This window comes from Amniculibacterium sp. G2-70, assembly GCF_014353055.1.
Taxonomy (GTDB): Bacteria; Bacteroidota; Bacteroidia; order Flavobacteriales; family Weeksellaceae; genus Amniculibacterium; species Amniculibacterium aquaticum.
This window is the reverse complement of sequence record NZ_CP060698.1, coordinates 1927901-1947926: the sequence shown is the minus strand read 5'-3', so window position 1 is coordinate 1947926 and position 20026 is coordinate 1927901. Positions and strand designations below refer to the sequence as shown.

Genomic DNA, 20026 nt, shown 5'->3' with positions numbered 1-20026 from the left:
AATATGACAAAAAACTATCCACAAGAAAATGATGTGCGAAATGCGGAATTATGAACAGTAATCAATAGCTTTTATTTAATATAAATATTCTTTCATTAATTCCGTGCATATCATTTAATATCACTATATTAGCTAAGCATATTATGAAAAGAATTTCGGTATTTATAACACTAATCGTTTTTATTGTCTATCTAGAGGTTTGTACTTTTATCCTCTTAATACAGTTTAATTTTGTAAAAAAGCTTATGAAAAAACCTCACAATTATTTTACTTTTTTGATTTGTTTCTTCTTCCTAAATTTTAGTGCACAGAATAAGGAATGGAATCCAAAAGAAATTCAGGAAAAGTATGATTCTATTGTTGAGCAAGAACATAACGACGAAAATTTTAATTCTATTAAATATTTGCATACAGCTTCACAAAAAATACATTACGAAAAAGGCATTTTAAAAACCAGTCTGTACTTAACGAACGAATATATCAGTAGAAATAATTATAATCAAGCACTAGATTTTAATTCTTCTGCAGAAAAATTGGCATTAAAGAATAATGACAATGAGTCTTTGTTTGCTGTTCATAATAATAAGAGTAGAATATATGCAGCACAAGGTTTAGAGTCGGAATGTATTAAGCAAAATTTTCTATCATTAAAGAAAGCAGAAAGTATCACAAATAATGATATCAGAAATTATTTTGAATCAGTTGCATATCAAAATATTGCGACAAATTACAGTATTTACGAAAAGCCACAAGATTCTATGATTATATTACATGAAAGAAAGCATTGCTAAAGCTGAGAAAATTAGTAATTCGAAAAAATGGATTTTGAAAAAAAATGATATGCTCATGTTTCTTTACTGTAATGTTGGGAATTTTTACACTGGAGTCCACATTCCACGAAAACTTAATTTAGCAGAAGCTTATTATATGAAAGCGCTAAAATTCAGAGAAATCGCCCCAGAAGCATTCGGACTTAGATATTCTTATTTCTATTGGAAAATTTTATTCCGAGAAAAAAGATTATCAGAAAGCCATAGCTTTTTCTAATGAGGTTCTTAATCTGGAAAAAAATAAAAAAAAATCCACAAATTAGAATGGAAGCTTATATGAACCTTAGCAATTCTTATAGAGGAATTAAGAATGATGCAATGGAATCTGAATATTTAAAACTCTATGTTAACCTGAAAGATAGTCTTAATTTTTCAACCAAAAATAGCACTAACAATAGTATTAAGCAAATTGTCTTAAAAGAAAAAGAAAAAAAATCTCATAAACTAAATATGATTATTTGGGTTGTATCAGGAATATTTATTATTTCCATTATATGCATCTATTTTTTATGGAGGAAAAATATGATTAAGATCCAAAAGAAATATGAGAAATTAATAAAAAAAATCAAATTAGAAAAAGAAACAACACAATATGTCGAGCAAAATATTGATATAAAAAAAATATCATCCCCTGACATTCCTGAAGAAACGCTTTCTGGATTGTATGATAAATTGAATAAATTTGAAAAATCAGATAAGTACCTTAAAAAAGGATTAACAATCTCTACTCTTGCCTATCAGATGAATACCAACCCTAAATATCTTTCCAAAGCTATAAAAGGATTTTCTGGGAAATCTTTCAATGATTATATCAATGGTTTGCGGATTGATTATATTTCTAAAAAACTTTATGAAGATCCATCCTATAGATTATACAAAATAAGCCATCTTGCAGAATTGGGCGGATTTTCTTCAAGAGAGGTTTTTACTGTCATCTTTAAAAAAGAAACAGGAGTTAATCCTTCTTATTTTATCAAAAAATTAACCGAAGAATTTTCTTCCTAATTTCATTCGCTTAGAACCTATGATAAAGAAAGGTTTTCATTTTTTATGATTTTCAAATAAGGTAGATTAAATTTTAATTATTAAATTCGGCCGCAAATAAATGTAGTATGTAGATTTATGAAGCTATTTCTATAGGAGCTTATCTTCTTTTTATGATCGGTATTGGGATCTATTCTTACCGTAAATCAACCAATAATTCTGAAGAATTTTTAATAGGTGGAAGGAAATTAGGAGCCGCTGTAACGGCACTCTCAGCAGGAGCCGCCGATATGAGTGGATGGTTATTGATGGGGTTGCCTGGAGCCATGTATTTTACCGGAATCTCTAGTGCTTGGATTGCTATTGGATTGACCTTTGGGGCTTTTCTTAATTATTTAATCGTTGCGCCAAGAATCAGGATTTATACCGAAGTCGCTCAAAATGCAATTACCCTTCCTGTCTTTTTTGAAAATCGATATAAAAATAAAAACCATGTACTCAAGATTACCTCTTCTATTTTTATCTTGATCTTTTTTACTCTTTATACTTCCGCCGGAATGGTTTCTGGAAGTAAATTATTTGAGTCCGCTTTCGGAATGGATTATTCCGTTGGGCTTTGGGCAACCAGCATTGTCGTTGTTCTTTATACTTTCCTTGGAGGTTTTTTGGCCGTGAGTTTAACTGATTTTATTCAAGGAACCATCATGGTTCTCGCTTTGGTGGTTGTTCCTATTGTAGCGATAACTCAAATTGGAGGACCAGGAGAAACTTTTGACCTCATTCATCAAAAGGGGCCACAATATATGGATCTTTTTAAAGGAACGACTACGGTGAGTATCGTGTCTCTTCTTGCTTGGGGATTAGGCTATTGTGGGCAACCTCATATTTTGGTGCGTTTTATGGCGATTGATAACCCTAAAGATTTAGTGAAAGCCAAAAATATTGGGATCACCTGGATGATTTTTACCGTTGGTGGAGCACTTTTGGTAGGCTTAGTCGGTATTGCTTATATGATGAAGTTTGATCCTGCAACCATGAGTGTTTTTGATAAAGAAAAAACTCAGGCAGAAACCATCTTTATTTATTTTTCAAGAGTACTTTTCCATCCATTGATTGCGGGTTTTTTACTTACCGCTATTTTGGCTGCGGTGATGAGTACGATTTCTTCTCAATTGTTAGTGACTTCAAGTTCTTTAACCGAGGATATTTATAAGGCTTTTCTTAATAAAAAAGCAACGCCTAAACAGATGTTGATTGCCAGTAGAATGTCTGTATTATTGGTTGCTGTAATTGCAGTATTACTTTCTCTTACACCTAAAGATAGTATTCTTAATTTGGTGGGAAATGCCCGGGCCGGATTCGGATCTGCTTTTGGCCCTCTAATTTTACTGGCTTTACTGAATAAAAAATCTTCTTGGCAAGGAGCCTTTGCCGGAATGATAGTTGGTGGAGTGACTGTTTTATTATGGGTTTATCTGAGCCATCCTTATAAAGATTTGTATGAGATGATTCCTGGGTTTTCTCTTTCTTTGCTCACTAATATTATCGTATCTAGATTTACCTATAAAAAAGATGACATAATAGAACAAGAATTTGGTGAGATGGAAGCTTTAATGAAAGACGATATTTCTAAGAATCCTGAGTAACGATGGGTTCGCATAAGATATTTGATAGAGCTTCAGCGCCTACGGCGCCGAAGCTCATTTTTTCTATTTCCACTAAAATTTAAAAAACTCTGAATGTTTGTTTAAAGTTTTCTCTGTTTTCCTCAAGATTATAACGCATTTTTCTGTACTTTTGGACGTTTTTTTAAGAATATGAAAAAAAGTAAGCTCATCGTTTTGGGAAGTGTATTTATGGTTTCTCTTTCCGTAACTTCCTGTAATAATAAACCTAAAAATGAATGGATTTCCGGAAAATCCGGGAAAAAAGATACCGTAATGAATGACCGTGGTTATCGTTATTATGGAGGCTCATGGTATCCATTATTTAATAACAGAATCAATCCCGGCATATATAGTGGCTTTACCAATAGTGCTTTACGATCTGGGGTAACGCCTTCGGTGATTAAATCTGGGGGGTTCGGCTCTTCTGCAAGAAGTGGCTTTTCAAGTTTTGGAGGATAATAAGATGATATTGTAAAATAAAATGAAAAGAATTTCAATACAACCTCGCCAAAATTGGGAAGAAAAGATACAAGATGTCGGCTTTTTGTACTATAAAGATTATTATAATGAACAGAATGCCTATACTTTTTCTTTGGATGAAATTAATAAAATAGAAAAAGCCACCAATGAAATTTTTGATCTATGCATCCGAACCGTAGATTTTATTGTTGAAGAAAATTTACTTCAAGATTTCAAAATTCCTTCTCAATATCATGAAATCATTAAAAAAAGTTGGAAAGAAGATCATATTTCCTTCTATGGTCGTTTTGATTTGGGGTATAATTCGAATACCCAAGAGATTAAACTTTTGGAGTTCAATGCAGATACTCCAACCAGTTTAGTAGAAGCCAGTATTGTACAATGGTTTTGGTTACAAGATTTTAATGATACTTACGACCAGTTTAATTCCATTCATGATCGATTGGTAGCCCACATGAAGACTTGTCATCCTTATTTACTAGGAAAACAAAAAGTATTCTTTTCTTCGGTAAGCGATTCTCAAGAAGATTATATCACCACCAAATATTTAGAAGATTGTGCACATCAAGCCGGTATTTTAACGTCGTATCTCCCTATTCATGAAATATCTTTGGGTGATGGTTCTTTTTGTACTCCTCAGGGTGAAATGATAGAGAATATTTTCAAATTATATCCTTATGAATGGATGTTTCATGAAGAATTTGGAGAAGCTTTAATTTCTAATTTTGATTTCTGTACTTGGATAGAACCTTTCTATAAGAGTATTATGAGTAATAAAATGTTTATGGTTTATCTTTCTCGTTTATTCCCGGATTCTCCTTACATTTTAAAATGCCAAACTGATCCCGAAGGTCTTATCAATTATGTTAAAAAGCCTTTACTAAGTAGAGAAGGCGCCAATATAGAGATCATTAAAAACGGTATGAGTATAGAAAAAACAGAAGGCGATTACGGTGAAGAAGGCTTTGTATATCAAGATTATTTTGAGCTACCTGTTTTTGATGGACAAACCCCGATCTTAGGCTCTTGGTTGATTGGTGGAGAAGCTGCCGGCCTTGGGATTAGAGAATCTTCAACCCTTATTACCACCAACACCAGTAGGTTTGTACCTCATTTTATTATTTAATATTAGGTTGATCTTTGTTTAAAATCAATACTTTATCTTTATAGAGCTTAGATTCAACAAATAAATGCAACAGCATTTATTTGTTGAATCTAAGAAAAATAATCTATGAAAAAAAATTATTTAGGTTCTAAAACACAAATGGGGATGATGCATTCTTCCAGAGAAATACCACCGTGCTGATAAGTGTCTTTATAATAATTCACAAAATGGTTGTAGTTTTTGGGATACGCCAAAAAAGTATTGTTTTTTGCAAAGATGTATTTGGAGCTCAAATTTCCTTTTGGTAAAAATAATTTCTCCGGTTGCGTTACGGCCCAAACTTCTTTTTCGTCGTAGGTTAGGGACTTTCCGGTTTTGTAGCGTATGTTGGTCGATGTTTCTCTATCTCCAACCACCTGACTGGGTTTTTTGACATATACGGTACCGTGATCGGTAGTGATTACCAGTCGGAAACCGTTTTCCGATGCGGCTTTTATAAGCTTAATGATCGAAGAGTTTTCGAACCAGTTATAGGTCAGAGACCTAAATGTTTTATCGTCACGGATCAATTGATCTACAATATGGTTATCCGTTTTGGCATGTGACAGTATATCTATAAAGTTATACACCACTACCAAAAGGTCATTTTTTTTGTATTGATTGAATTCGTCTAAAATTTTCTTTTCATAGTCAGCATTCAGAACTTTTAGATACTTCATGCTCTTGTCCCCCAGCCCCAATCGTTTCATTTGATCGGCAAGAAAATCTTTTTCAAATTCATTTTTATTGCCGTCTTCGTTATCGTTGAACCATTTATCCGGGAATCTTTTTTCAATTTCACTAGGCATTAATCCTGCAAAGAAAGCATTTCTTGCATATTGAGTAGCCGTTGGAAGTATGCTGTAATACGAATCTTCTGAAACCTTATTATAAAATTTGGTAAACAAAGGTTCTATCACCTTCCATTGGTCGAATCTCAGGTTATCTATCATGAGCAACAAGACTTTATCTTCCTGAAGTTCTGGCTTTATTTTGTCTTTAAAAAGGGTGTGGCTCATCATCGGTTTGTCTGATGTGTGCAACCAATCTTCATAATTTCTTTCAATAAATTTAGAAAACTGAATGTTGGCTTCTTCTTTTTGAGATTGTAACAAGTCTGCAAATTCGCTATCAAAAACTTTATCAAATTTTATTTCCCAATTCAGAATTTTCTTATAATAATCGGCCCAATCTTGGTGATTTCTAAGATAAGACAGCTCCATAGACAGGTTTCTGAATTCTTGTTGGTATTGCAAAATGGTCTTTTGTTCTACAAGATTTTCTTCTTGCAGATTTTTTTTCAGCGAGAGTAAAATCTGATTGGGGTTGACCGGTTTTAGGATATAGTCAGAAATTTGAGATCCTATGGCCATCTCCATAATGTGTTCTTCTTCACTTTTGGTGACCATCACAATTTTCATGGACGAATCCTTTTCTTTGAGCATGGGAATGGCATCCAATCCGGAAATTCCAGGCATATTTTCGTCCAACAATGCGAGTTGAAATTTTTCCTTTTCAATCAATTCCAAGGCTTCATTTACATTATTGACGGGAGTGAGTTGATAACCTTTATTTTCCAAAAACACAATGTGTGGTTTTAGAAATTCAATTTCGTCATCAATCCATAATATTTTCGACATAATTTTTCTAGTTTAATTGTGAATGCTGAATGATTTTTCAGCCAGCAATTGAAATCAAAAATACGACCAATTCTTCTTAATTTTTACCAAAATAAAGATGAAGTTTCGTTAAATTTTCGTTAAACAAAATGAATAACCCGTTTAAAGTACTCATTATAAAACCTTTAAAAAAAATGAAAATGAGCAATTGATTTTGAAAAAAATAAAAAACCGGAGACTGAGCTCCGGTTTATGATTTCATAAAAAACAGTATTTAGTCAAATATATAACTAAGTCCTACACTAACCACTTGGGTTGTTTTTGCTTTTTGAATGTTAGGATCCATACCCGGTTCTTTCATCAAGTTAGGATAGGTATTCGAGAATCCCATATCGTACTTTAGGGTAAGTTCCATCTTTCGCATGTAGCTATAACCAATACCTGCACCCAGTCCGAAGTTAAAGGAATTGGCTTTACCATTCACTCCAGGATAGGCGGTTAATTGATCCACGGCATAATATGCTTTTGAAGGATCCGTTACTTTTTGATTTACCAAAAAGTTGAATCGAGGACCAATCAAACCAAAGAACTCAGATTCGGCTTCGGAGAAATAAACTTTAAACATTAAAGGCACAGAGATATAATCTTCGGCATATACCGCATTATATCCTGGAGTTCCTTTAGCATCTTTGTCTTTTCCGGTTTCGCCTGCTCCATAGTATTCAACACCCGGTTGTATAAAAAACATTTGATTTCTATCGACCGGTATCAATGCCAAAACCCCAGCATGGAAAGAATATCTTGGTCCTGAAGGGTTGTGTGCATGTCTCACTCTGGAGTAGTTCAGTCCACCTGTTACACCGTAACGGGTATTGCTAAAATCTATTTGTGCAAATGCCATAGAAGAAAGCGTTAGAGCAGAAGCTAATACTAATTTTTTCATGATATGTGTGTGTTTTTTAGATTCTTATCCTAAAATCTTAGCTACCGTTTTACCGATATCTGCAGGAGATGCTACAACATTAATTCCGCATTCTGCCATGATTTCCATTTTAGCTTGTGCGGTATCTTCTGCACCACCAACGATTGCACCAGCGTGTCCCATTGTTCTACCTTTAGGTGCTGTTTGTCCTGCAATAAAACCAACAACCGGTTTTTTAGAACCGCTATCTCTGTACCATCTTGCAGCTTCCGCTTCTAGGCTACCACCGATTTCACCAATCATTACAACGGCTTCAGTTTCCGGATCGTTGATGAACAATTCCAAGGCTTCTTTAGTAGTTGTACCGATGATTGGATCTCCACCAATACCGATTGCAGTAGAAACTCCGTAACCGGCTCTTACTACTTGGTCAGCAGCTTCGTAAGTTAGAGTTCCTGATTTGGAAACGATACCTACTTTTCCTTTTTTGAAAACGAAACCTGGCATAATTCCGATTTTTGCTTCGTCAGAAGTGATGATTCCTGGGCAGTTAGGACCGATCAATCTACAATCTCTGTCAGCAACATACGATTTTACTTTTACCATATCAGCAACAGGAATACCTTCTGTAATGGCAACGATTACTTTGATCCCTGCATCTGCAGCTTCCATAATGGCATCTGCTGCGAACGCTGGTGGTACAAAAATGATGGATACATTGGCTCCTGCTTTTGCTACAGCATCTGCAACAGAGTTGAATACCGGTTTGCCAAGGTGTTCTGTTCCACCTTTACCTGGAGTTACACCACCAACAACATTGGTTCCGTACTCTATCATTTGTCCTGCATGGAAAGTTCCTTCGTTTCCTGTAAAACCTTGTACGATTACTTTAGAATCTTTGTTTACTAATACTGACATTATTTATTTGTTTTTTTGATAATTAAAAATTATATACTTTGGGCAAATTTACTGATTATTCAGTGGCTAAAAAAATTTGAATACGAAAAATAGAATTCAAACTTAAAAAAAATTATTTTAAATTTTTCAATTTCACTTCATTACGAAGATAATCTTTAAATTCTTGAGCTAGTGGACCGAAATAGGTTCCTTTCTTCAAACTTTTATTCACCCCGGTTTGTCCTAAAATAACGGTACCTTTCTCGATGGTTAGTCCTGATGCCATCCCTACTTGTCCCCAAATGCTGACTTCGTCGCCAATTTCGCAACATCCGGCAATACCTACCAAGGAAGCGATAAGGCATTTTTTGCCCAATTTGGTATCGTGCCCAATTTGGATTTGGTTATCCAAGACAGAGCCTTCGCCAATGATGGTACTATCCGTAACACCACGATCTATGGTGCAACCGTTCCCTATTTCTACATGATCTTCGATGATGACATTTCCTACGGAGATGAGTCGGTCAAAATTTCCGTTTAATTTTCTATAATAAAAAGCATCGCCACCGATAACGGTGTTGGATTGTATGATGACATGATCGCCAATTTCCGTTCGATCTCCAATAACCACATTGGGAAAAATATGGCAGTTTTTTCCGATCTTCACTCCATTACCAATAACTGCGGAAGGATGGATAAAAGTATTTTCTCCGATTAGAGCATCGTTAAGATCCTCACGAAAGTTGTGAATTTTAGTAAAATGCGTGTTGATGATGTTAAAGTCTCTAAAAGGATCTTCAGAAATAAGCAATGCTTTACCTACGGGACAATCCACTTCTTTGTCTATTAAGATGATGGTTGCTGGGGATTGCAATGCTTTGTCGTAGTATTTGGGATGGTTCACAAAAACAATTTCTCCAGGTTGCACCCGATGAATTTCGTTGGTCCCTAGGATCTTAAAATCTTCTGAGCCTATAAATTTTGCTTGGATAAGATCCGCAATTGTTTTTAGAGTTTGAGGCTGTTGAAATGTCATTTCTAAAAAAAATTAATTAAAAAAAATAAAATCTCCACTAATTGGAGATTTTATATATGAACAGTAAAAGATTACTTCACTCTTTCTATGTAAGATCCGTCTTCTGTATTGATTTTGATTTTATCACCAGCCTCTATAAACAAAGGTACCAAAACACGAGCTCCCGTTTCTACGATGGCATTTTTCAATGCATTGGTTGCCGTATTTCCTTTTACTCCTGGATCTGCTTCTATAACTTCTAGATACACCGTTTGAGGTATCTCTGCAGAAAGTGGGGTTTCATCCACTTCTTTCAGGATGATGGTTACTTCTTCACCCGCCTTCATAAATTGAGCATTCTCAATCATTTCTTTGTTGATGTAGATTTGTACGAAATCTTCATTGTTCATGAAGTGGAATCCGTTTTCATCGTCGTAAAGGTATTGGAATTTACGAGTGATTACTTTTACTTCATCAATTTTATGACCTGCAGAAAAAGTATTGTCCAATACCTTTCCGTTGGTTACAGATTTTAGTTTTGTCCTTACGAAAGCTGGACCTTTCCCTGGTTTAACATGTTGAAAGTCAATAATTTTATAAATATCATTACTGAATTCAATACAAAGTCCTTTTCTAATATCAGCTGTTGTTGCCATTAAATGTTAATTTATTTCTAATTTAATTGTTATTCTTTACCTGTTCCGTATCCTTTTACAATACCTCTTGGTGAGTTTTTGATAAATTCTAAAACCTCATCTCTTTCTGCCGTTGGAAGCATTTCTTTTTCGATCAGCTTCATGGCTTGCGAAACATTCATCTTGCTTTGAAATAGGTATTTATAAATTTTTTGAAGTTCAAAAATTTTATCGTTGGTAAAACCTCTTCGTCTCAACCCGACCGAATTGATACCGGCATAACTCATGGGTTCTCTAGCCACTTTTACATACGGCGGAATGTCTTTTCTCACCAATGTTCCACCAGAAATCATGACATGTTTGCCAATCTTACCAAACTGATGCACCGCAGAGAGACCTCCCATCACGGTATAATCGCCTATCTCTACATGTCCTGCAATACCGCAACCGTTTACAATAATGACATGATCCCCCAAAACGCAGTCGTGAGCGATATGAGAAGTCGCCATGATCAGACAATCCTTTCCTATTTTGGTGTACCCCAATGCTTTTGTCCCTCTGTTGATGGTCACACACTCTCGTATGGTACTTCCATCTCCAATGATGACTTGAGTATCTTCTCCGTCAAATTTTAAATCTTGAGGAATGGCAGAAATGACGGTTCCTGGAAAGATTCTACAATTTTTTCCAATTCTGGCTCCATCCATGATGGTCACATTGGGACCAATCCATGTGCCTTCGCCTATTTCTACATCGGCAGCAATGGTTGTAAAAGGTTCTACAACGACATTCTTACCGATTTTTGCTCTTTTATCTACGGCAGCAAGTTGATGAATCATACGATTATGCTTTAGTTTTTGCGATTTGTGCCATAAGTTCGGCTTCTACAACGACATTATCGCCTACATAACCGTAACCTTGCATGTGCACAATTCCACGACGGATAGGCTCCATCAATTCTATTTTAAAGATAATTTGATCTCCAGGAATTACTTTTTTCTTGAATTTCACTTTATCAATTTTTACAAAATAAGTCGAATAATTTTCCGGATCTTCAACATTAGCCAAGGCCAAAATTCCACCCGTTTGTGCCAATGCTTCTATTTGCAAAACCCCTGGCATTACAGGCTCTTTTGGGAAATGTCCTTGGAAGAAGGGCTCGTTCATGGTAATGTTCTTCAACCCTACCACATGAGAGTCTGACAACTCCAGAACCTTGTCCAACAATAGGAACGGATAACGGTGCGGAAGCAATTTCATAATTCCATTGATATCGTACACCGGTTCTTTAGTCAAGTCGAAATCAGGAACATTTTTCTTTTTTTGAAGTTTCCATTGTCTGTTCAGTTTTTTTGCAAACTGAGTATTTACAAAATGACCGGGTTTATTTGCGATCACTTTTCCTTTTATTTTCACACCCACAAGAGCTAGATCTCCAATGACATCCAACAATTTATGTCTTGCGGCTTCGTTAGGATAGTTTAAGGTCAGATTATCCAAAATTCCGTTAGGCATTATGGAAACCGTATCTTTCCCGAACGCTTTTTTCAACTTTTCAGTTGTATCCGGTGTTAGATCTTTATCTACATAAACAATGGCATTGGTAATGTCTCCTCCTTTGATAAGTCCAGCGTCCAAAAGCATTTCCAACTCATGTAAGAAGCTGAAAGTACGAGCTGAAGAAAATTCTTTTTTAAATTCTGAGATGTCCTTTAAAGTTGCATTTTGAGTACCCAAAACTTTAGTCCCAAAATCAACCATGGTGGTAATTTCGTAATTTTCAGAAGGAATAATGGTAATTTCCGATCCCGTTGCAGGATCTACATAATTCATGACTTCTTTGATTACCAAATATTCTCTAGGAAGGGTCTGAACCTCAACACCTGCTTGTTCTATTGCTTCTACAAAAAACTTTGAAGAACCGTCCAAGATTGGGGGCTCAGCACTGTTCATTTCCAAAATAGCATTGTCGATATCGCACCCCACAAGAGCGGCTAAAAGATGTTCGCAGGTATGAATTCTTACTCCTAATTTTTCCAGAGTTGTCCCTCTTTCAGTAGTGGTAACGAAATTGACATCGGCTTCCACCTGAGGATGTCCCTCCAAATCGGTTCTTACAAATACAAATCCTGTATTTTCCTTTGCCGGTTTTATGGTTAGTTGTACTTCTGCACCTGTATGCAGTCCAATTCCTGAAAGTGTTACTTCTTGTTTAAGTGTTTTTTGCAAGTCACTCATTAGTTTGATCTTTTGAGTTATTTTCTAGTTGATTAATTCTTTTAACGATTTCTGTAAGGTTTCTAAAATGCACATAGTTTCTACGATAATCACTTGCTGAAATAGCAGGAGAACCGTACAAAACATCGCCATCCTTCACAGAATTATTGACACCACTTTGTGCCTGTATTTTCACTTGATTCCCAATTTTGATATGTCCTACCACACCCACTTGTCCACCGATTTGGTTCCAATCTCCAATTACAGTAGATCCGGCAATACCGGCCTGAGCTGCAATCACATTGTTTTTACCAATCTTAACATTGTGGGCAATCTGAATTAGATTATCAATTTTAGTTCCTTTCCCAATGACTGTTGAACCTATAGTCCCTCTATCTATGGAACAATTGGACCCTATTTCTACATCGTTTTCCAAAACCACATTTCCCAATTGAGGGATTTTTTGAAATCCGTCTTTTGTGGGTTGAAAACCAAAACCGTCGCTCCCAATTACCGTATTGGAATGAATGATGCAGTTATCCCCCAAAACACAATAATCGTATATCCTTGCACCACTGTAAATGATACAATTTTTACCAATTTTAACATTTTTCCCGATATAAACTTGAGGATAAATTTGAGATCCGTCGCCAATTTTTGCTTTCTCAGAAACATAGGTGAACGCTCCGACATAGACATTTTCTCCCAACTCTGAGCTTGGATGAAAAAAAGATCCGCTTTCCACTCCTGTCCTTCTTCCTTGCATTTGCTGGTAGAGATTCATCAGAATTTGAAAAGAAAGATAGGCATCTTCTACAGCGATTATTGTTGCTGGATAGTGTTTGTCTTTTTGGATCAAATTTTCCGAAACGATCAGAACGGAACATTTTGTATTCTCCAAAAAATGAGAAAATCGTTCTTGTGCTACAAAAGAAAGATGCCCAGACTCTCCTCCTTCTATTGGAGAAACCCCTGTTATTACGGCATTATCGTCACCGATAATTTTCCCATTGATAAATCCTGCAATTTGCGATGCTGTAAATTCCATATCTTGCAAAGATACAAATTTCTTAGAACCAACGATTTTTTTTCTTAAAACAATGTTTTCAACGAAGAGAAAGTTTAAATTTTACCAACAGCAAAAGTCCGGATATTTCTAACTCATCTTATCTCTTTTTCCGAACATTCTCTTGGACCAAAAATCTATATCTCCCTAGGAAAAGAAAGTATATACTTGGTATTCTCTTGGGTAATGGCCGAAGTAAGTATCTGATTTTCGGATTGGTCCAAATCAACAACTTCTCCATTCTTTTTCAATAAAACAATGGGTTGCTTCTTGTTGTTGTACGGAAGTAAAGTTCTTTGAAACTCATCAACCAATAAAGCTCCGTCTTGGGTATTAAAGAATCGATTGGTTTGATCGATTTTCTCTGCTTTTAATTCTTCAGAAAAAGGATGGGACGAAATAATGGTTTTGGGTAAATTTCGCTTGGAAATACTGGTGCAGTAGTACGACAGTACAAAATCTTCACAGGTACTCCAACTTTTTATCGCCTGTACCACATCGGTATCATCCAATTGGGTAAAACGGTAGATGTCCTCAACCGATGCTTTTATAAATTTATTTTTCTCTAAAAAATAGTTCAGATTTTCCGATGCCGGCAACGATACACCTTGTGCCACCAATGTTTTGGCTCGATCCAGGATCTTCACTAAAAGATGCTCTGCCAACGCAGATGTTTTATGATAATACACTTGCCAATACATAAACATCCTTGCCGTTAAGAAATTCTCTATGGAATACACCCCTTTAGAATCCACCACCAATTCGTCATTTGCGACATTCATCATCGATATAATTCTTTGGGTGTTGATATTTCCTTCCGTAACTCCGGTATAGAAACTGTCTCTTTTCAGATAATCCAGCCTATCGACATCCAACTGCGAAGAGATGAGTTGATTGAAAAATTTTCTATGGTATTTGCCCAAAAACATTTCGATGGCCAAAGAGAGTTCACCCTGAAATTGATGATCCAGATCCTTCATCAACAAAAGAGATAGTTTCTCGTGATGCCAATCGTCCATCAGCATACTTTCCAAGGCATGCGAAAATGGACCGTGACCAATATCGTGCATTAAAATGGCCAACATGGCCGACTTCTCTTCTTCCTTAGAAATCTGAACTCCTTTTAATTTCAATGTTTCCAATGCGGTAAACATCAAATGCATTGCACCAATGGCATGATGAAAGCGGGTATGCGTAGCACCTGGAAAAATCAAATTCAACAGACCGGTTTGCCCAATCCTTCTCAGGCGTTGAAAGTACGGATGCTCGATCACATCGAAAAGAATTTCATGTGGAATTTTCACAAATCCATGAACCGGATCATTGATGATTTTCAGTTTGTTTTGCATAATAAAAGGATGGGGATTATTTCGTTCTGATCCACTTCCAAATTTCTTTGAAACTGGCTTTATTTCCGTACATTAAAATTCCTATTCTATAGATTTTGGAGGCTACAAAAACCATGAACAACACGGCACAAACCAGCAAAACCAAAGACAATAAAATCTGCCAAATAGGTACCCCAAATGGTATCCTTGCCACCATGGCTACTGGTGAGGTAAACGGAACAATGGACAACCAAAACGCCAAAGGGCCGTCCGGATTGTTCATGATGGTAAAACTTCCGTACATACCGATCATAAGCGGAATTACGGCAAATAGCGTAAATTGTTGCGTTTCGGTATCGTTGTCCACCGCAGAACCTATTGCGGCATACATGGACGAATAAAAAACATACCCCAACAAAAAGAACAGGATAAAAACTCCTATTATCAAGGGATAGTTCAGGCTCAACAAAGCATGAGAGACCTCACCAATCATGGAGCCAATATTTTGGGACATCGGCATCCCAGAAGTTTCTACTGGACTGGTTGACATTTTAGAAAAACCGGTATTAAAAAACAGCGCACCACCAACGGACATGGCAATCCAAACTACAAACTGAGTTAGCGCCACCAAGGTTACTCCAAATATCTTACCCAGCATCAATTCAAAAGGTTTTACGGATGAAATGATAATCTCTACAACTCGGTTGTTTTTCTCTTCCAAAACACTGCGCATCACACGCACTCCGTAGATGATGATGAACATAAAAGTAGCGTACATCAGCAGCATGGCAAGAACGGATTTCACACCAAAAATCGTATCGCTGTCTTCCGCATTTTCATCAACCACATTCTGAATTTTCAGATCGAAAGAAGCATTCAGTTCTTCAATCTGAGCTTCTTGAAGTCCCAGTTTTTTAATTTTTTCTTTTTTTATGACCTCCGACAGTTGATCCGAAACATTTTTCTTAGCCGTTTTATCCATGGTTTCGCTTACCAGCAAACGGGTTTCTGCTTCCAATTTTTTGTAGTCCGAATTTTCCAAAGCCGGGATGATCAAAATGCCATCATCTCCCTTTTTGTCTTTCATCAGCTGCACCAATTGTTTTTCGGAATTGGGCGAAAGATAGACAAATTGCACATTTTCATCGGACTTCAACTTCCCATCAAACAAACCGCTTTTATCCAAAACATCCAGCTTGTAGGACGATGTATTGGCATTCATCAGATAGGCGATGAACAAGCCAAAGCCCAACATCATCAGTGGTGCCAAAAGGGTTAATACCACAAAAGATTTCTTTTTAACCTGAGTCAGATATTCTCTTTTGGTTATGAGGATTATATTTTTCAATGATTTTAATTTAGGTTATAAAATAAAAATAGACTTTACCACAAGGCTATTGCCCGCTAACTGCAGAGATAAAAACCTCGTTCATGCTTGGGATTTTCTCATCAAACGAACGGATTTTTCCAATCTTTAAAAGTTCGTCCAACAACGCATTTTGGTTGCCAGAATTTTTCAGTTCAAAACTTAACAAATCGTGTTGCCTATTTTCATTTTCGATGTTGAATTTTTGCTGAAAAGGTTGCCACAAATCTTCATTTACTTGAGAAAGACAAACTCCAAAAATATTTTTTTTAAATTGTTCTCTCACCTCAAAAACAGAGCCGTCCAAGATTTTTTTGGATTGGTGGATCAGAGCAACCGAATCGCACATTTCCTCTACACTTTCCATTCGGTGGGTGGAAAGGATAATGGTTGTCCCATTTTCTTTCAACTTCAAAATTTGATCTTTAATCAGGTTGGCATTCACCGGATCGAAACCCGAAAAGGGTTCGTCCAAAATAAGCAATCTGGGCTGATGCAGTACCGTAACGACAAACTGAATTTTTTGCGCCATACCTTTGGAAAGTTCGGAGAGTTTTTTCTTCCACCAATGTTCAATTTCTAGGGCATCAAACCAATATTTTGCCTGTTTTAGCGCCTCATTTCTCGTCATCCCTTTCAGTTCGCCAAAATATAAAATCTGGTCACCAACCGTCATGTTTTTATACAAGCCTCTTTCTTCGGGCATATAACCAATCTCACGAATGTGTTTGGGGTTAAGCTTTTCATCGTGAATAAAAATTTCACCCGAATCGGCTTGAGTAATCTGATTGATGATTCGGATAAAGGAAGTTTTCCCGGCTCCATTTGGACCCAACAATCCGTAGATACTCCCTTGAGGTACAGAAATGGAAAAACGATCCAAGGCTATTTTCCGACCAGAGTCGTAGGTTTTCAAAACATTTTCAGCTCTTAGCATTGTCGATAATGATTATTAAAAGGGCTAAAGTTACGGAAAAGGGATGGATTTGGAAAAACCAGATAAAAAATATCCTGAAAACGAATTTTCAGGATAAGGATTATTGTTTAATGATTTGGGTTACTTTCTGGGTATCGTCGCTTAGGGTGTATCGCATCAAATATTTTCCCGGTCGAAGTTTTTCAATATTAATTTCTGCAGAGTTGGAATTCAGACCATAACTGGCGACCTGCATTCCTAAAATGGAATAAAAAGTTACAGATTTTATTCTTACCGAAGCATCTTTTGACTTTACCAAGATATAATCTTTAGCCGGATTAGGGTAAGCCACAAGAACTCCATCGTCACTTTTTTGCGACAACGACAACGGTTCTCTTGAATATTGAGCGGATAAACTACCTGAAAAAACAAGAGAAATCCCAAAAAACATCAACATTAATAGATTTTTCTTCATTTTTTTATTAATCTGACTTTAAAATATGAAACAAATTTATGATTTATAACAGAAACTCACAATAGTTTTTTCAACAAACTATCATTAAATTTGCATTTCATAAAACAAAGAATATACCAAAGATGATAATTTTTTCTAGAAACCGTCGATTAAGAACCAACGAAAGCATCAGAAGCTTGGTAAGAGAAACCTCACTTAGCAGTCACGATTTTGTGATGCCGATGTTTGTTATGGAAGGAGAAAACATACAAGAACCCATCCCTTCTATGCCTGGAATTTTCAGACGAAGCATAGACCTTACGGTAAAAGAATGTAAAGAACTTTTCCAATTGGGCATAAAAGCCGTGAACATTTACATGAAAGTTCCTGAAAACTTAAAAGACAACAAAGGAACAGAATCTTGGAACCCCAATGGATTGATGCAAAGAAGCATACGAGAAATTAAAAATGCCATTCCGGAAATGGTTGTAATGCCTGATGTTGCACTAGATCCGTATTCTGTTTTTGGACACGACGGCATTATCACCAACGGACAAATTGACAACGATGCCACGAACGAAGCCCTTGCCAGAATGGCAGTTTCCGTAGCCGAAGCCGGTGCCGATGTGGTAGCTCCAAGCGACATGATGGACGGTAGAGTCTCCGTAATCCGTGAAGCATTAGAAGAAAATGGTCATGTCAATGTTGGGATCTTAAGTTATGCTGCGAAATATGCCAGTTCTTTTTACGGTCCTTTTAGATCGGCTTTGGACAGCGCACCTAAAGAAAACACAGACATCCCAAAGGATAAAAAAACTTATCAAATGGACTTTCACAATTCCCGAGAAGCCATAAATGAGGTATTGAAAGATGTGGATGAAGGTGCGGACATCATCATGATAAAACCAGGAATGCCGTATCTGGATATCGTATCAAAAGTTAGAGAAGTGATTGACCTTCCTATTGCCGTTTACAATGTTAGTGGCGAATATGCCATGCTGAAAGCGGCTGCACAAAACGGTTGGTTGGACAACGACAAGGCGATTATCGAGAGTTTGACTTGTATAAAAAGAGCCGGCGCCGATATGATTTTCACCTATGCGGCAAAAGAAGCGGCAATTTTACTTCAAAAATAATTAATCTCAATATCCTTCAAGGATTTTTAAATCCTTGAAGGATTGAGTGTTTTTTTCAGTTACTCTTCATCAACATACTCGGCACGGTTGGGTTTTAGATCGTCCCTCACTTTTAGCATTTCACTTTCGTCGATAATCATGTATGCTGCAGCAAACATATCCGAATACACTTCGGTATTGGTAATGTTATGGATTAATTTTTCGGCCACGGCATATTCTTCTAAATGATGGATGTGATGTTTGGCAAACTGCAAGGCATCCATACCTCGAAAGTCCCAAATCATTTTTATTTTTTGTCCCATAGGATTAAGGTTTAAATTTAATCAAAAAGCACACCTATAAAAAGTGTGCTTTTCTTACATTTATCTAATCAAAAACTTTTTAGAATTTTAGATCGCCATTTACCTCTCTTACCGCTTGAGCAGCCGTTGCGAATTTTTCTTTTTCCGCTTCAGAAAGTTCAATTTCTACGATTTTCTCTACACCGTTAGTACCGATGATTGCTGGCACACCAAGACAGATATCGCTTTGTCCGTATTCGCCATTCAACATTAAAGAGCAAGGGATCATCTTCTTATGATCGCAGAGGATAGACTGTACCATAACCGACACCGCAGCACCTGGAGCATACCAAGCAGAAGTTCCTAACAATTTAGTTAGTGTAGCACCCCCTACTTTGGTTTCTTCGATTACATAGTTTTGTTTTTCTTCGCTTAGGAAATAAGTTGCAGGAACACCGTTTCTAGTTGCTTTAGACATCAACGGCAACATTCCAGTATCGGAGTGTGCAGCGATTACCATACCGTCCACATCAGAGATAGGACATTCTAAAGCTTCTGCCAATCTGTATTTGAATCTTGCGCTATCCAAAGCTCCACCCATACCGATGATTCTTTCTTTTGGTAATCCAGAAGTTTTGTGTACCAAATATGCCATGGTATCCATTGGGTTAGAAACAACGATGATGATAACATCCGGAGAATATTTTACCAAGTTTGCTGTAACTTCTTTTACGATACCTGCGTTTATTCCGATCAACTCTTCTCTGGTCATTCCTGGTTTTCTTGGAATTCCTGAAGTGATTACAGCAACCTTAGACCCAGCCGTTTGGCTATAATCGCCAGTTGTTCCAGTAATTTTGGTATCAAAACCGTTCAACGATGCCGTTTGCATCAAGTCCATGGCTTTACCTTCGGCAAAACCTTCTTTGATATCTACCAAAACCACTTCTGATGCGAAGTTTTTCATTGCGATGTATTCAGCACAAGATGCTCCTACAGCACCAGCTCCTACTACAGTTACTTTCATGTTTGAAATATTTTAAATTTATTTTAAATTAATTTTTATTCG

The 20026-nt window shown here is 36.5% G+C and carries 21 protein-coding genes; 7 read left to right on the top strand and 14 right to left on the bottom strand.

Annotated elements, in window-relative coordinates:
• Positions 1 to 245: 245 nt before the first annotated feature.
• The 6 genes from H9Q20_RS09000 to H9Q20_RS08975 all read left to right on the top strand — a co-directional run bounded on the left by H9Q20_RS09000 (position 246) and on the right by H9Q20_RS08975 (position 5087).
• Complete coding sequence (locus tag H9Q20_RS09000; protein WP_187477541.1) at positions 246 to 791, top strand: hypothetical protein; 546 nt, start codon at positions 246 to 248, stop codon at positions 789 to 791.
• Entirely contained in the window at positions 772 to 1047 is a 276-nt protein-coding gene (locus H9Q20_RS08995) for a hypothetical protein (protein ID WP_187477540.1), read from the top strand. The genes H9Q20_RS09000 and H9Q20_RS08995 overlap by 20 nt, the downstream gene beginning before the upstream one ends.
• Before the next feature lie 47 nt (positions 1048 to 1094).
• Positions 1095 to 1835, top strand: coding sequence for a helix-turn-helix domain-containing protein (locus H9Q20_RS08990; protein ID WP_187477539.1), 741 nt, complete (start codon positions 1095 to 1097; stop codon positions 1833 to 1835).
• A gap of 152 nt (positions 1836 to 1987) precedes the next feature.
• Positions 1988 to 3460, top strand: a complete 1473-nt coding sequence (gene putP, locus H9Q20_RS08985; protein WP_187477538.1) for a sodium/proline symporter PutP — start codon at positions 1988 to 1990, stop codon at positions 3458 to 3460.
• Between the two features lie 171 nt (positions 3461 to 3631).
• The gene (locus tag H9Q20_RS08980) at positions 3632 to 3940 is read left to right on the top strand and encodes a hypothetical protein (RefSeq protein ID WP_187477537.1); all 309 of its coding nucleotides are present in this window, start codon (positions 3632 to 3634) and stop codon (positions 3938 to 3940) included.
• A gap of 22 nt (positions 3941 to 3962) precedes the next feature.
• Positions 3963 to 5087 (top strand): glutathionylspermidine synthase family protein, encoded by a 1125-nt coding sequence (locus H9Q20_RS08975; RefSeq protein ID WP_187477536.1) that lies wholly within the window; start codon positions 3963 to 3965, stop codon positions 5085 to 5087.
• Between the two features lie 116 nt (positions 5088 to 5203).
• Here H9Q20_RS08975 and H9Q20_RS08970 read toward each other — a convergent pair whose 3' ends face one another.
• The 12 genes from H9Q20_RS08970 to H9Q20_RS08915 form a co-directional block, all read right to left on the bottom strand.
• Positions 5204 to 6748, bottom strand: a complete 1545-nt coding sequence (locus tag H9Q20_RS08970) for a bifunctional response regulator/alkaline phosphatase family protein (protein WP_187478603.1) — start codon at positions 6746 to 6748, stop codon at positions 5204 to 5206.
• Positions 6749 to 6998: 250 nt separating this feature from the next.
• Complete coding sequence (locus H9Q20_RS08965; protein ID WP_124641180.1) at positions 6999 to 7667, bottom strand: porin family protein; 669 nt, start codon at positions 7665 to 7667, stop codon at positions 6999 to 7001.
• A 24-nt stretch (positions 7668 to 7691) separates the two neighbouring features.
• A complete protein-coding gene (sucD, locus tag H9Q20_RS08960) occupies positions 7692 to 8564 on the bottom strand; it encodes a succinate--CoA ligase subunit alpha (RefSeq protein WP_124641178.1) in 873 nt (290 codons plus the stop codon).
• 112 nt (positions 8565 to 8676) lie between these two features.
• Positions 8677 to 9579, bottom strand: a complete 903-nt coding sequence (locus tag H9Q20_RS08955; protein ID WP_124641176.1) for a UDP-3-O-(3-hydroxymyristoyl)glucosamine N-acyltransferase — start codon at positions 9577 to 9579, stop codon at positions 8677 to 8679.
• A 71-nt stretch (positions 9580 to 9650) separates the two neighbouring features.
• On the bottom strand, positions 9651 to 10214 hold the full coding sequence (gene efp / locus H9Q20_RS08950) for an elongation factor P (protein WP_124641174.1): 564 nt from the start codon (positions 10212 to 10214) through the stop codon (positions 9651 to 9653).
• A 29-nt stretch (positions 10215 to 10243) separates the two neighbouring features.
• On the bottom strand, positions 10244 to 11032 hold the full coding sequence (gene lpxA, locus H9Q20_RS08945) for an acyl-ACP--UDP-N-acetylglucosamine O-acyltransferase (RefSeq protein WP_124641172.1): 789 nt from the start codon (positions 11030 to 11032) through the stop codon (positions 10244 to 10246).
• A gap of 4 nt (positions 11033 to 11036) precedes the next feature.
• Positions 11037 to 12431 (bottom strand): bifunctional UDP-3-O-[3-hydroxymyristoyl] N-acetylglucosamine deacetylase/3-hydroxyacyl-ACP dehydratase, encoded by a 1395-nt coding sequence (locus tag H9Q20_RS08940; RefSeq protein ID WP_124641170.1) that lies wholly within the window; start codon positions 12429 to 12431, stop codon positions 11037 to 11039.
• On the bottom strand, positions 12424 to 13458 hold the full coding sequence (gene lpxD, locus H9Q20_RS08935; RefSeq protein ID WP_187477535.1) for a UDP-3-O-(3-hydroxymyristoyl)glucosamine N-acyltransferase: 1035 nt from the start codon (positions 13456 to 13458) through the stop codon (positions 12424 to 12426). Before lpxD ends, H9Q20_RS08940 begins: the two co-directional genes overlap by 8 nt.
• Before the next feature lie 155 nt (positions 13459 to 13613).
• Positions 13614 to 14825: an HD domain-containing protein gene (locus tag H9Q20_RS08930; protein ID WP_187477534.1), complete on the bottom strand. Its 1212-nt coding sequence runs from the start codon at positions 14823 to 14825 to the stop codon at positions 13614 to 13616.
• Positions 14826 to 14841: 16 nt separating this feature from the next.
• Positions 14842 to 16152 carry an ABC transporter permease gene (locus tag H9Q20_RS08925; RefSeq protein WP_187477533.1) on the bottom strand — a complete coding sequence of 437 codons (1311 nt, stop codon included), beginning with the start codon at positions 16150 to 16152 and terminating at the stop codon, positions 14842 to 14844.
• A 46-nt stretch (positions 16153 to 16198) separates the two neighbouring features.
• Positions 16199 to 17107 carry an ABC transporter ATP-binding protein gene (locus tag H9Q20_RS08920; RefSeq protein WP_187477532.1) on the bottom strand — a complete coding sequence of 303 codons (909 nt, stop codon included), beginning with the start codon at positions 17105 to 17107 and terminating at the stop codon, positions 16199 to 16201.
• 100 nt (positions 17108 to 17207) lie between these two features.
• Positions 17208 to 17561, bottom strand: coding sequence for a T9SS type A sorting domain-containing protein (locus tag H9Q20_RS08915; RefSeq protein ID WP_124641159.1), 354 nt, complete (start codon positions 17559 to 17561; stop codon positions 17208 to 17210).
• Positions 17562 to 17683: 122 nt separating this feature from the next.
• On the opposite strand from H9Q20_RS08915, the gene hemB reads away from it, so the two are divergent.
• Positions 17684 to 18676 carry a porphobilinogen synthase gene (hemB, locus tag H9Q20_RS08910; RefSeq protein ID WP_124641157.1) on the top strand — a complete coding sequence of 331 codons (993 nt, stop codon included), beginning with the start codon at positions 17684 to 17686 and terminating at the stop codon, positions 18674 to 18676.
• 59 nt (positions 18677 to 18735) lie between these two features.
• Here the strand turns inward: hemB and H9Q20_RS08905 are convergent, their stop codons facing one another.
• Together H9Q20_RS08905 and H9Q20_RS08900 are read right to left on the bottom strand one after the other, a co-directional pair.
• Positions 18736 to 18978 (bottom strand): hypothetical protein, encoded by a 243-nt coding sequence (locus H9Q20_RS08905; protein ID WP_124641155.1) that lies wholly within the window; start codon positions 18976 to 18978, stop codon positions 18736 to 18738.
• A 79-nt stretch (positions 18979 to 19057) separates the two neighbouring features.
• Positions 19058 to 19984 (bottom strand): malate dehydrogenase, encoded by a 927-nt coding sequence (locus tag H9Q20_RS08900; RefSeq protein WP_124641153.1) that lies wholly within the window; start codon positions 19982 to 19984, stop codon positions 19058 to 19060.
• Positions 19985 to 20026 lie beyond the last annotated feature (42 nt).

What these genes read in the sequence shown, in the direction of transcription:
- H9Q20_RS09000 (WP_187477541.1), top strand. Translation starts at nt 246, where the DNA reads ATGAAAAAACCTCACAATTATTTTACTTTTTTGATTTGTTTCTTCTTC.
- hemB (WP_124641157.1), top strand. Translation starts at nt 17,684, where the DNA reads ATGATAATTTTTTCTAGAAACCGTCGATTAAGAACCAACGAAAGCATC.
- H9Q20_RS08990 (WP_187477539.1), top strand. Translation starts at nt 1,095, where the DNA reads ATGGAAGCTTATATGAACCTTAGCAATTCTTATAGAGGAATTAAGAAT.
- H9Q20_RS08915 (WP_124641159.1), bottom strand. Translation starts at nt 17,561, where the DNA reads ATGAAGAAAAATCTATTAATGTTGATGTTTTTTGGGATTTCTCTTGTT.
- H9Q20_RS08995 (WP_187477540.1), top strand. Translation starts at nt 772, where the DNA reads ATGAAAGAAAGCATTGCTAAAGCTGAGAAAATTAGTAATTCGAAAAAA.
- putP (WP_187477538.1), top strand. Translation starts at nt 1,988, where the DNA reads ATGATCGGTATTGGGATCTATTCTTACCGTAAATCAACCAATAATTCT.
- H9Q20_RS08900 (WP_124641153.1), bottom strand. Translation starts at nt 19,984, where the DNA reads ATGAAAGTAACTGTAGTAGGAGCTGGTGCTGTAGGAGCATCTTGTGCT.
- H9Q20_RS08980 (WP_187477537.1), top strand. Translation starts at nt 3,632, where the DNA reads ATGAAAAAAAGTAAGCTCATCGTTTTGGGAAGTGTATTTATGGTTTCT.
- lpxD (WP_187477535.1), bottom strand. Translation starts at nt 13,458, where the DNA reads ATGGAATTTACAGCATCGCAAATTGCAGGATTTATCAATGGGAAAATT.
- efp (WP_124641174.1), bottom strand. Translation starts at nt 10,214, where the DNA reads ATGGCAACAACAGCTGATATTAGAAAAGGACTTTGTATTGAATTCAGT.
- H9Q20_RS08930 (WP_187477534.1), bottom strand. Translation starts at nt 14,825, where the DNA reads ATGCAAAACAAACTGAAAATCATCAATGATCCGGTTCATGGATTTGTG.
- sucD (WP_124641178.1), bottom strand. Translation starts at nt 8,564, where the DNA reads ATGTCAGTATTAGTAAACAAAGATTCTAAAGTAATCGTACAAGGTTTT.
- H9Q20_RS08905 (WP_124641155.1), bottom strand. Translation starts at nt 18,978, where the DNA reads ATGGGACAAAAAATAAAAATGATTTGGGACTTTCGAGGTATGGATGCC.
- H9Q20_RS08965 (WP_124641180.1), bottom strand. Translation starts at nt 7,667, where the DNA reads ATGAAAAAATTAGTATTAGCTTCTGCTCTAACGCTTTCTTCTATGGCA.
- H9Q20_RS08920 (WP_187477532.1), bottom strand. Translation starts at nt 17,107, where the DNA reads ATGCTAAGAGCTGAAAATGTTTTGAAAACCTACGACTCTGGTCGGAAA.
- lpxA (WP_124641172.1), bottom strand. Translation starts at nt 11,032, where the DNA reads ATGATTCATCAACTTGCTGCCGTAGATAAAAGAGCAAAAATCGGTAAG.
- H9Q20_RS08940 (WP_124641170.1), bottom strand. Translation starts at nt 12,431, where the DNA reads ATGAGTGACTTGCAAAAAACACTTAAACAAGAAGTAACACTTTCAGGA.
- H9Q20_RS08975 (WP_187477536.1), top strand. Translation starts at nt 3,963, where the DNA reads ATGAAAAGAATTTCAATACAACCTCGCCAAAATTGGGAAGAAAAGATA.
- H9Q20_RS08955 (WP_124641176.1), bottom strand. Translation starts at nt 9,579, where the DNA reads ATGACATTTCAACAGCCTCAAACTCTAAAAACAATTGCGGATCTTATC.